9 protein-coding genes are annotated in these 10,970 nt (G+C 37.7%); 7 read left to right on the plus strand and 2 right to left on the minus strand.

The features are described from left to right. From holB to dinB, 5 genes are all read left to right on the plus strand, one after another. Positions 1-939, plus strand: coding sequence for a DNA polymerase III subunit delta' (gene holB / locus DIZ30_RS12095; protein WP_002288071.1), 939 nt, complete (start codon positions 1-3; stop codon positions 937-939). A 35-nt stretch (positions 940-974) separates the two neighbouring features. Further along, positions 975-1,799 (plus strand): stage 0 sporulation family protein, encoded by an 825-nt coding sequence (locus tag DIZ30_RS12100; protein ID WP_002324566.1) that lies wholly within the window; start codon positions 975-977, stop codon positions 1,797-1,799. Next, the gene (locus tag DIZ30_RS12105) at positions 1,792-2,139 is read left to right on the plus strand and encodes a DNA replication initiation control protein YabA (RefSeq protein WP_002288076.1); all 348 of its coding nucleotides are present in this window, start codon (positions 1,792-1,794) and stop codon (positions 2,137-2,139) included. Before DIZ30_RS12100 ends, DIZ30_RS12105 begins: the two co-directional genes overlap by 8 nt. A gap of 68 nt (positions 2,140-2,207) precedes the next feature. Next, positions 2,208-3,080, plus strand: coding sequence for a 16S rRNA (cytidine(1402)-2'-O)-methyltransferase (rsmI, locus tag DIZ30_RS12110; RefSeq protein WP_002288078.1), 873 nt, complete (start codon positions 2,208-2,210; stop codon positions 3,078-3,080). Positions 3,081-3,188: 108 nt separating this feature from the next. Beyond that, positions 3,189-4,310: a DNA polymerase IV gene (gene dinB / locus DIZ30_RS12115; RefSeq protein WP_109023229.1), complete on the plus strand. Its 1,122-nt coding sequence runs from the start codon at positions 3,189-3,191 to the stop codon at positions 4,308-4,310. Positions 4,311-4,363: 53 nt separating this feature from the next. Here dinB and nrdG read toward each other — a convergent pair whose 3' ends face one another. After that, positions 4,364-4,966, minus strand: a complete 603-nt coding sequence (nrdG, locus tag DIZ30_RS12120; protein ID WP_002288081.1) for an anaerobic ribonucleoside-triphosphate reductase activating protein — start codon at positions 4,964-4,966, stop codon at positions 4,364-4,366. A 438-nt stretch (positions 4,967-5,404) separates the two neighbouring features. Continuing rightward, positions 5,405-7,594, minus strand: coding sequence for an anaerobic ribonucleoside-triphosphate reductase (nrdD, locus tag DIZ30_RS12125; protein WP_002288083.1), 2,190 nt, complete (start codon positions 7,592-7,594; stop codon positions 5,405-5,407). A 325-nt stretch (positions 7,595-7,919) separates the two neighbouring features. Here nrdD and DIZ30_RS12130 point away from each other — a divergent pair, with 325 nt between their 5' ends. Further along, positions 7,920-8,687, plus strand: a complete 768-nt coding sequence (locus DIZ30_RS12130) for an ABC transporter ATP-binding protein (RefSeq protein ID WP_002304285.1) — start codon at positions 7,920-7,922, stop codon at positions 8,685-8,687. Then, a complete protein-coding gene (locus DIZ30_RS12135; protein WP_081156752.1) occupies positions 8,677-10,719 on the plus strand; it encodes an ABC transporter permease in 2,043 nt (680 codons plus the stop codon). The genes DIZ30_RS12130 and DIZ30_RS12135 overlap by 11 nt, the downstream gene beginning before the upstream one ends. The last annotated feature ends 251 nt before the right edge of the window (positions 10,720-10,970 follow it).

The following is a 10,970-nucleotide window of genomic DNA, read 5'->3' on the forward strand; positions in this document are numbered from 1 at the left end:
ATGAATCAAGAAATAAACTTGGCTCAAATGCAACCGATCGTGTATCAGCAGCTTCAACGGAGTTTTGAGCATGGGCGTATCGCTCATGCTTATCTTTTTGAAGGGGAGAAAGGAACAGGAAAACATGAAGTAGGTATATGGCTTGCACAGCACCTGTTCTGTACCCAAATGAAAGACAATCTGCCTTGTGGAAAATGCAACAATTGTCAGCGGATCGAAAAGAAAGAACATCCAGATGTTTTGGTTATTGAACCGGAAGGACAAACCATCAAAGTCGATCAGATCAGACGTTTGCAGACGGAATTCAGTCGCAGCGGTTACGAATCAAGAAAAAAAGTTTTTTTGATCAAAGAAGCTGAAAAAATGAATAGCAGTGCGGCAAACAGTTTGTTGAAATTCTTGGAAGAGCCCCCTGGAGATTTTTTAGCGGTGTTAGAAACAGATGCAGTAGGAAGAATTCTCCCTACTATTCAATCTCGTTGTCAAGTTCTGCATTTTCAAGAACTTTCGAAAGAAGCACTGATCCATCGATTGCAAGAAGAGCAGATTCCATTGGAAAAAGCAAAACTTTTGGCTTTCTTAACAAACAGTTTAGGAAAAGCAGTTGAAATCTCTCAAGATGAATGGTTTAATGATGCTAAGGACTTGATTTATCAATGGTTCGTTTACTTGCAAAAGCAAGATACTCAAGCCTTTATCTATGTCCAAAAAAAATTGGTAAAATCATTTAAAGAAAAAACACAACAGTTTACAGGATTATCTGTCTTGATGTTTTATTATCAGGAAGCACAGCGTCAAGCAGTAGCAAACGGCGAATATGGCAAAGTGAAACAGATAAACCAGATAATTGAACGGATATTGATCGCAGAGCAGAAACTACGCAGCAATGTCAGTTTTCAGGCTGTTGCGGAACAGTTCGTTTTGCATACGATTTTTTAGCTTGCCGCAAAGGATGATGATCAAGGAGGATGGAAATGGTAGAAGTAGTAGGTGTCCGATATAGAGATGCAGGTCATATCTATTATTTTGCACCAGGAGACTCTGAATATGTTTATAATGACAAGGTATTAGTCGAATCTCAGCAATCCTTACATATTGCTACTGTTGTCCTTCCTAAAAAAGAGATTGATCCCAATGACCTTCCTGAAGCTATCCGTCCGATCTTGCATAAAGCGTCACAAGCTGAATTAGAAAAAGACAAAAAAAACAAAAAAGATGCTTATGATGCATTGAAAATCGCAAAAGAAAAAGTGCAGTTGCGTGAGTTGGAAATGAAAATGGTCAAAGCCGAATACACATTTGATCGAAATAAATTGATTTTTTCTTTCACAGCGGACGGGCGAATTGACTTTAGAGAATTGGTAAAAGATCTGGCCGCTGTATTTCGTACTCGTATTGAGCTTCGACAAATTGGTGTCCGCGATGAAGCAAAGATAATAGGCGGAATTGGTCCATGTGGGCGTCCATTATGCTGTTCTTCTTTTTTAGGCGATTTCGTGCCTGTATCAATCAAAATGGCAAAAGATCAAAGTTTATCTTTGAATCCAACAAAAATTTCCGGTTTATGCGGACGCTTGATGTGCTGTCTGCAATATGAGAGCGAAGAATACGAGACAGCGAAAAAAGAACTCCCTGACTTTGGAAAAGTAATTGCTACACCTGATGGTAAAGGGAAAGTCGTAGGGTTGAATCTGCTTAGCCGTATCGTTAGTATTCGGCTGACTGGACGGGAAAATCCTGTCGAATATGAATGGGATGAATTGAAAGAATTTATCCAAGTAGGTGAGATGAATGGATAAGAGATCATTATACGACGGATTGAATCAATTAGAATCAGAGTTGAGAAATACATTAACAGAACTTGTTGAAATGAAGCATGCTTTGCATGAGATCGTAGAAAAAAATACAACTTTGGAGATGGAAAATCAACGTCTGCGGGAACACCTGCGGGAATTGAACCAAGTTGCACAAGCTCCAGCTGAAAATGTGAAGCAGGAACTTTCTAAGTCTCGTATGAATCTTGAAAAAATTTATGAAGAAGGATTCCATGTCTGCTACGATTTATATGGATCAAGAAGGGACAATGACGAGCCTTGTGCGTTTTGTCTAGAAGTGATCTATCGCGAAAGCGGTCGATGACCAATAACAAGAGGAGACTGGAGCGGAGAAATACTGCTCCAGTCTTTTTATTAAGGAGATTGTGACAGATGTATAATCAAAAAAGTTTCAAGGGAAATCCGGTATATGGGGATTTATATCTTGTACCGACGCCAATTGGAAATTTAGAAGATATGAGCTACAGAAGTGTTCGTATGCTGCAAGAATCCGATCTTATCGCAAGTGAGGATACGCGTAATACACAAAAGTTATTGAATCATTTTGAAATCCATACACCCCAAAAAAGTTTACATGAACATAATTATAAAGAACGTGTCCCTCAATTGATTGCTTTGTTAAAAGAAGGAAAAACGATTGCTCAAGTCAGTGACGCAGGAATGCCTTCCATCAGCGATCCTGGACATGAGCTAGTTTTAGCCTGCATAAAAGAAGGGATTTCTGTGATCTCTATCCCAGGACCTACAGCTGGGATGACGGCTTTGATTGCTTCAGGGCTAGTGCCTCAACCATTTTTATTTTATGGCTTCCTTCCACGTAAGAAAAAAGAACAGAAAGAAACATTGAAAAAGCTAAAAGAACAGACAGTTACGCTGATTTTTTATGAGTCACCTTATCGGATCACTGCTACATTGACGAATTTCTTAGAAATTTTTGGAAATCGCCAAGTCGTTTTGTGTCGGGAATTGACAAAGGTCCATGAAGAATACCTTAGAGGAAGTACGGAAGAGCTACTCGCTTATATCGAAGAACATCCAGTAAAGGGTGAATGTTGTCTGCTTGTAGAAGGGAATTTGTTCGAAATGCCAGTGACGGAAGTTGATGAAGAGTTGGGAACGTTAAAGGAACAAGTAGAAGCAAAGATCGCTTCAGGCGAAAAACCAAATGCTGCTATCAAAGCAGTAGCGCTGAAAAATGGGCTGAAAAAACAAGAAGTCTACCGTCAGTACCATGAATTAGACTGAGATAGTATAAGTTGTCTATAATGAAAGACTAATGAGGAAATCAGCTACTAACTTTTCAAATCTCTTGAACGCGAACGAATGTTCTTGTATAATGAATAAGAGGTGAGGATGATGGAGCTGCAATTTCCTTTACATAATGATACATCAAGAAAAATCATTCATATTGATATGGATGCTTTTTTCGCTTCGGTTGAAGAACGAGATCATCCTGAGTTTCGCGGACATCCATTAGTAATTGCCAGACACCCCAGTGACACTGGTGGGCGTGGAGTAGTGACTACAGCAAATTATGAAGCAAGAAAATTCGGAATTCATTCAGCAATGAGTGCACAAAAAGCGTATGAGCTTTGTCCGCAAGCCATCTTTAAGCCTGGCGACCATCATAAATACAGCGATATTTCCAAACAAGTACGGGAAGTATTCTATCGTTATACAGATATTGTGGAACCAGTTAGTATCGATGAAGTGTATCTTGATGTGACCGAAAATAAAATCAATTGCAAGTCAGCCATCAAAATCGCCCGAATGATCCAAGCAGATATTTGGGAGAGTGTCCAGCTAACATGTTCTGCGGGAGTAAGTTACAATAAGTTTTTGGCCAAATTAGCATCAGACTATCAAAAACCTAGAGGAATCACGGTAGTTGCCCCTCAAGACGCTGTGCCATTTTTAAAAGCTTTGCCAATTGAAAAATTTCATGGGGTAGGGAAGAAAACTGTACCTAGAATGCATGAGCTAGGGATTTATACAGGAAAAGACCTATATGAATGCACAGAAATGATGTTGATTCGAAATTTTGGAAAAATGGGCTATTCTCTTTATCGTAAAGTCAGAGGAATCCATGATTCTCCAGTAAACGTTACAAGAGAGCGAAAATCTGTGGGAAAAGAGCATACTTATGGGCAGCCGTTGCAAACGGAAGAAGCAGTGCTGACTCAGTTGCGCCAACTAGCTGAAAAAGTAGAAGAAGCACTGAGAAGAGTCCAAAAACATGGGAAAACAGTAGTTTTGAAGGTCAGGTACACGGACTATTCTACTGTGACCAAAAGAGTGACATTGCCAGAATATATCTATAAAAAAGAAGCACTCTTTTATCAAGCAAGCCTTATATGGGAGGAAATCTTGGGAGTAGAAAAAGGAATCCGATTGTTAGGGATTACTTTGACGAATCTGGACCCGATGACTTATGAAAACATCGTCCTTCCATTATGGGAAAATCAAGAAATATAAAAACAGCTTTGAGAGTTGAAACCGGAAATCCGTTTTCTCTCCCAAAGCTGTTTTTATATCAAGTCTTGCTTTTTGATTTGTTCATAGGTTTCTGTTGCATCCGTACATTTTTCCCAAATCACAACTTGATTGGATTCTAAAGATTTTTGGACGTCAATGATCCGCTGGTTGCTACTTCCGCGAAATTGTAGTTTTAGGTCACGTTTGCTTAATTCAAAGCGTCCGTCAACAAGGATATCGATTTGCGAAAGGAGTTCTAATTTATCTTCTGAATCTTGTAGCAATTCATCAAAGGTATAGCCTGTCCATGACCAGATATCTTTTGTCGTACCGAACTCTTTTCGGATACGTCGTACGACTTGCAGACAAACATCTGTATTCAAAAAAGGTTCGCCACCAAGTAAAGTTAATCCTTGCACGTAATCGTTGCGCAAGTCAGCGATGATTTGTTCTTCTAATTCAGGTGTGAATGGTTTGCCATATCGGAAATTTTGTGCAGCTTTGTTGAAGCAGCCTTCGCAGGCAAATAAGCAGCCACTAACGTAAAGACTGTTGCGGACACCTTCACCATCGACAAAATTAAACGGTTTGTAGTCAGCAATATAGTTTTGGCTGTAGTCTTTTGCTAACCATTCTTTTGGTTTTGGATTTCTCATAAAAAAACTTCTTTCATTTAAGGTTCAAAGATATAGCTATTGAAGATAAAATCTACTCGACCACATAAATAAGAACAAACTGACCTAAATCCATTGTTCAAGAAAGCTTGTTCTTATTTTGATAGAGGGCGTTCAAAGATACAAAGCCATCGAAAGAGGGTGGTGAAAAAAGACTTGTCATAGCCTCTTATTCTGAATAAACGGTGTTCAAAAGCTTGCATCTGCAGTAATAAGCCCAACTAAACGAAAAATATGAGGAGCTATTTTTGTTTAGCTGTTCTTATTACTTGATGCAGGACAGCTTTTTCACAACCTCTCCACTAAACGGTGTTCAAAAGCTTGCATCTGCAGTAATAAGCCCAACTAAACGAAAAATATGAGGAGCTATTTTTGTTTAGCTATTCTTATTACTTGATGCAGGACAGCTTTTTCACAACCTCATTTCATGTGTTTCACACGTGAGGAAATTTCTTTATGGCGGCCATGTACCATCGGACGAGCTTGCGGATTTCCTAAATAGCCACAAGTACGTTTGACTACATCACATGTTTTTGGATCATGATTTCCACATTCTGGACATTCGAACCCTCGTTCTGTCGGTTTGAAATCACCTTCGAAACCACATTGATAGCAATGATCGATTGGCGTATTCGTACCAAGATACCCGATTTTGTCATATGCAAAATCCCATACAGCTTCTAAAGCTTTCGGATTTTGTTGGAGCATAGGGTATTCACAGTAGTGGATGAATCCACCTGAACAATATTTTGGATAATCCTTCTCAAATTCCAATTTTTCAAATGGCGTTGGGTTTTTACGCACATCATAGTGGAAACTGTTTGTATAATATTCTTTATCTGTGATATTTTCGATGATGCCGAATTTTTCTGTATCCAAACGGCAGAAACGGTCAGTTAGACTTTCACTTGGAGTTGAATAGACACTGAAATGATAACCATATTCATCCCCCCATGCATCTGCATTAGCTTTTAATTCTTTGACGATATCAAGTGTGAAAGCTTTTGCTTCTGGGTTTGTTTCCCATTCGCCACCGAAGAAAGCTGAAGCAACTTCATACAATCCAATGTAGCCTAACGATACAGTAGCTCGACGGTTTTTGAATAATTCATTGACAGAATCGGTACGTGAAAGACGTTTCCCGAAAGCACCATACATATATAAAATTGGCGCATTTGCTGGAATGGCTTCTTTACAACGTTCTACACGATAGAGAAGCGCATCTTTCATGATTTCTAAGCGGTCAGACAGTAACTGCCAGAATTTATTCTGATCTCCTTTTGATTCGATCGCGATTCTTGGCAAATTCAATGTAACAACACCTAAATTCATTCGTCCGACATTTACTTCTTGACCATTTTCGTCTTTCCACCCTTGCAAGAATGAACGACAGCCCATAGGTACTTTGAAACTTCCAGTTAATTCAACGATTTTATCGTAATTCAGAATATCAGGATACATTCTTTTCGTTGCACATTCCAATGCTAGTTGTTTGATGTCGTAATTAGGATCTTCAGGGTTTAAGTTCACACCTTTTTTCAAAGTGAAGATCAGTTTAGGGAAGATAGCTGTCCGCTTTTCACTCCCTAATCCATTGATTCGAATCTGTAAAATTGCTTTTTGAATTTCTCTTTCAAACCAGTTTTCTCCTAGTCCAAATCCTAATGAAGTGAAAGGAGTTTGTCCATTTGAAGTAAATAAGGTATTGATTTCATATTCCAAACTTTGCATAGCATCGAAGATATCTTTTTTGGTTTTTGCTTTTGCATATTCTTTTTGGCGTTCTGGCGAATCGATCCATTCTTCCGCGTCTTTTAGATGTTTTTTATAGTTCAATTCTGCAAAAGGAGCAAGCAATTCATCTGTTCGGTCGGCAGAACAGCCACCATATTGACTTGACGCTACATTGGCAATAATCTGTGAGATTTGTGCTGTGGCGGTCTGGATAGATTTTGGCGATTCGACTTCGGCATTGCCGATTTTGAACCCATTGTTCAGCATGCCTTTGAAATCAATCAAGCAGCAATTCGTCATCGGTGTATAAGGATGATAATCCAAATCATGGTAATGGATATCGCCTTTTTGATGCGCATTTGCTATATGTGGTGGCAACATTTTCAGTCCGATTGATTTTCCAACGATCCCGGCTGTCAGATCTCGCTGTGTATTGAAAACATTACTGTCTTTATTTGCGTTTTCGTTCACGACAGTTTGGTCCTTGTTGATTAGCTTTTCAATCGAAAAGTTGATATCTGTTGCTTTACTGCGAGCAAAATCTCGTTTGGTACGATAATTGATGTACTCTTCTGCTAATTCATATTCGTTTTTTTCTAGTAATATATGTTCCACGATGTTTTGAATCTCATAGATTTTGACATTTTCAGCAAACCGGCTTTTGATTTCTTGGACAACCAAGTCTGCAATCATTTGAATTTTTTCATAAGTAAGTGGTGATAATGAGCCGTGAATTTTCTTTTCTGCTTTGATCAGTGCTTCATTGATCTTTTGTTCATCGAAATCAACATGGCGGCCATCGCGTTTGATGACTTTCATCTGGGATGTCTCTGGCTGCTGAGTAACGACAGTTTTTTCTTCATAATTTACTTTCATTATCTTCAACTCCTGCTAAATTGTTCTTGTCTATCATAAAACAAAATCTGGGAAGGAGCAACTAAATATCGGCTATATATAGTATTCAATGTGCTGTATAATTGGATTTCTATACTATATGTAGTGTATATTTTATTGTGAAAAAAGGTGAAAACTTGTAGCTGGTGGATTTGTTTTTTGCATATTTAATTTTGCTGAATAAAATAATTGAATAAAATTTTTTATTCAGTCCAAGTAAAAGTGACAAAAACATAAGAGCAAATTATTCGTAGATATGCTACTATGCAAATAAATAGAAATGAAAAATGAAAGAGGAGGAGAAGAATTGGAAAAGATGATCGAAGTGAAACATCTAAGTAAAAGCTACGGCAGCAAACTTTCTCCCGTCAAAGCCTTAGATAATATCTCATTCACAGTAGAAGAAGGCGAGTTTGTTGGGATTATGGGCCCAAGTGGTGCAGGAAAGACAACGCTGATGAATATCTTGTCCACGATCAATTTGCCTACGATGGGCAGTGTCTCGATCCAAGGAAAAGAAATCACAAAAATGAAAAATAGTGAGCTCAGTGACTTTCGTCGAAAAAAACTAGGATTCATTTTTCAAGAGTTCAATTTGATCGATACCCTAAATGCAAAAGACAATATCCTATTGCCCCTAGCAGTTGAACGGATGACTAAAGAGGAAATGGAAAAGAGAGTAAGACATGTAGCTCAATTGTTGAATATAGAAGAACTGCTCAAACGGTATCCCGATGAACTTTCTGTCGGACAGAGACAACGAATTGCAGCTGCTAGAGCACTTGTTGTTCAGCCACAAGTGATTTTTGCAGATGAACCAACTGGCTCTTTGGACTCGAAGTCGGCTACAGAATTGTTGAACTACTTGAAGACCATGAATCAAAAAGAAAAAGCAACGATACTGTTAGTCACCCATGATCCATATACAGCAAGCTACTGCGATAGAATTTTATTTATTAAAGATGGTGTGATTTTTTCTGAAGTTGTCAGAAGAGGGACAAGAAGAGAGTTCTTTGAGAAAGTAATAGACATGCAGGCGACGATTGGCGGAGGAGGAAAAATGAATGCTGTATAAACTAGCCGTTAAAAGTTTTTTTCGGCAGTCACGAGGCTATCTTGTTTATTTTTTCAGTTTGACTTTATCCGTAATGATCTATTATTCCTTCAGCGCAATGACCTACGATCAATCTTTAGTCAGAAGAGCAAGTCAAGATACTTCAATAGATGGTGGATTGAGTTTTGGCGGATTTATCATTACTGTTGTTTTGCTTTTTTTCGTATTCAGTGCCAACCGATTTTTCTTGAATAGAAGGCAAAAGGAAATAGGCATCTATCAGCTTTTTGGTATGAATAAACTGCAGATATCAGGTATATATGTGTTAGAAATCATGATAATTGGATTGTTCGCCTGTATTTCTGGGATATTACTCGGTATTATTTTTTCCAAACTCTTTTCAATGATTTTGGTTCGAATGATGGATATGGATCTTACTAGTCCATTTTTTATCTCCATTCCATCAGTAGTAGATACTTTATTTGCTTTTTTCATCATCCTTTTAGCAGTATCTGTATATTCAATATGGAAAATATGGCGCTATCCAATGATTCGAAGTTTTGGAGAAAAAGAACAAGCAGATAGTTCAACAATGCGCTTCAGGACAAGGCACCGATTACTCGCAGTCATCGGGTTACTGCTTTTAACGAGCGGATATTTTGGAGCTAGTCATTTTAGGGAAATCACTTCATGGATGATCAGTTATCATTATCTTGATACATTAGTTTTCTTTTTTCCTTTTTTAATTTTTTTCGTTTGTGTGGTCGGTACTTATTTGTTTTTCTGTTATACATTTCGGTTATTTTTGATCATATTGAGTAAATGGAAGATTTATTACTATGGTATCAATTTTTTGATAATGGGTAACACGCAAGTTCATTTGCTCAAAAGTTGGCGTACAAATTCTCTGATTACAGTCATTCTCGGAATTTCTTTAATGACAATTGGCGGCACGGCTAGTATCTCTACTATTTTATCCTACCAGGAGAAAGTTTCCTCCCCGATGGACTATCAGTTTGATGTTGAGACAGAGAAAAAAATCAAGCCGATTCTAGCAGAGGAAGGGCAGAAGATAACTAAAGAAATCACCTTGCATTATAAAGTCATTGGGAGTATCTATAGTCAAAATCTCGAAGAACCTATGTTTCAAACTGCTAATCTGATCACAGAAACACAATATCAAGCCTTCAGAAAAGTTAATCCAGATTTGCCGAACATTTCTTTGAAATCACCTGGTCATACTGTTTTGCTTGATCAAATGCAAACTCTTTTTCGGAATATTTCATTATATGGATCTAGTATTGGACTGCCAGATAATCAAGAATTGAAGATTCAACAAATGCTTCCAAGTGTATTAGGTGACGAAACAATGGTATATCTAAGTCCTGTACTGATTGTAGATGATACCGTTTTTGAAAAAGCAAAAGGTGTGGATTATCAAGTAGTCAATGTAGATGTATCAGGTGGAAATAATGAAAAAATAGATGAACGACTGAGCAATGACCTGTCGATAAAGTGGCTCAATGCTGTTTATTATTCTTATGATATCGTAAATGGAAGTCTACAAGGAGAAATTAGCACAAAGAAACTTCCGGATGACCAAATGAAGGAAGCACAATTTAGCCAAGAAAGCTCTCGTTTGAATTTCTCTTCTAGCTATTCAAAATTGCGTGCAGTCAATCGGCGAATCGGTATCAATATTTTTGTCACACTATTTGTCGGGATGATCGTGATTATTGCTACTGGTAGTATTTTGACAGTCCGGCAATTAGCAGAAGCAGAGGAAGAAAAAGAAAATTATCACCTATTGACTAAGCTGGGGATTCCACAAAGAAGGATCAGACGGATGATCTTCGAGCAAAACGCACTTACCTTCTTTCCACCCATGATATTAGGGATCACTCACGCAGTATTTGCAATCAATGTCTTCACTCAGTATATAAAAACTGCCGATTACTGGTTGGCTTATTTTGTGAGTGGCTTATTGATCCTTATCTATCTTTTGCTTTATGTCATTACGAGTCAGTTATATTGTCGGATTATCGAGGAATGATATACGGAATAAGACAAGATAATAAATAGAACTAAATTTTGAATACCATTTATTTGGAATAAGAGGTTGTGACACGATTTTTGTCACAACCTCTTTATTTTTTATATTTTTTAAAAGTACGAGAAATTATAAAGAAAAAAGCAGTGATTTGATGTGCTATTTTTCGTAAATTTTATATCTAATTTTTGATTATCCGTATAAACACTATACTTTCAAATATTTTGAAGTATAGAAAAGCACTCATTTTACCA

The sequence above is a fragment of the Enterococcus sp. H57 genome (assembly GCF_003112495.1).
Classification (GTDB): Bacteria; Bacillota; Bacilli; order Lactobacillales; family Enterococcaceae; genus Enterococcus_B; species Enterococcus_B faecium.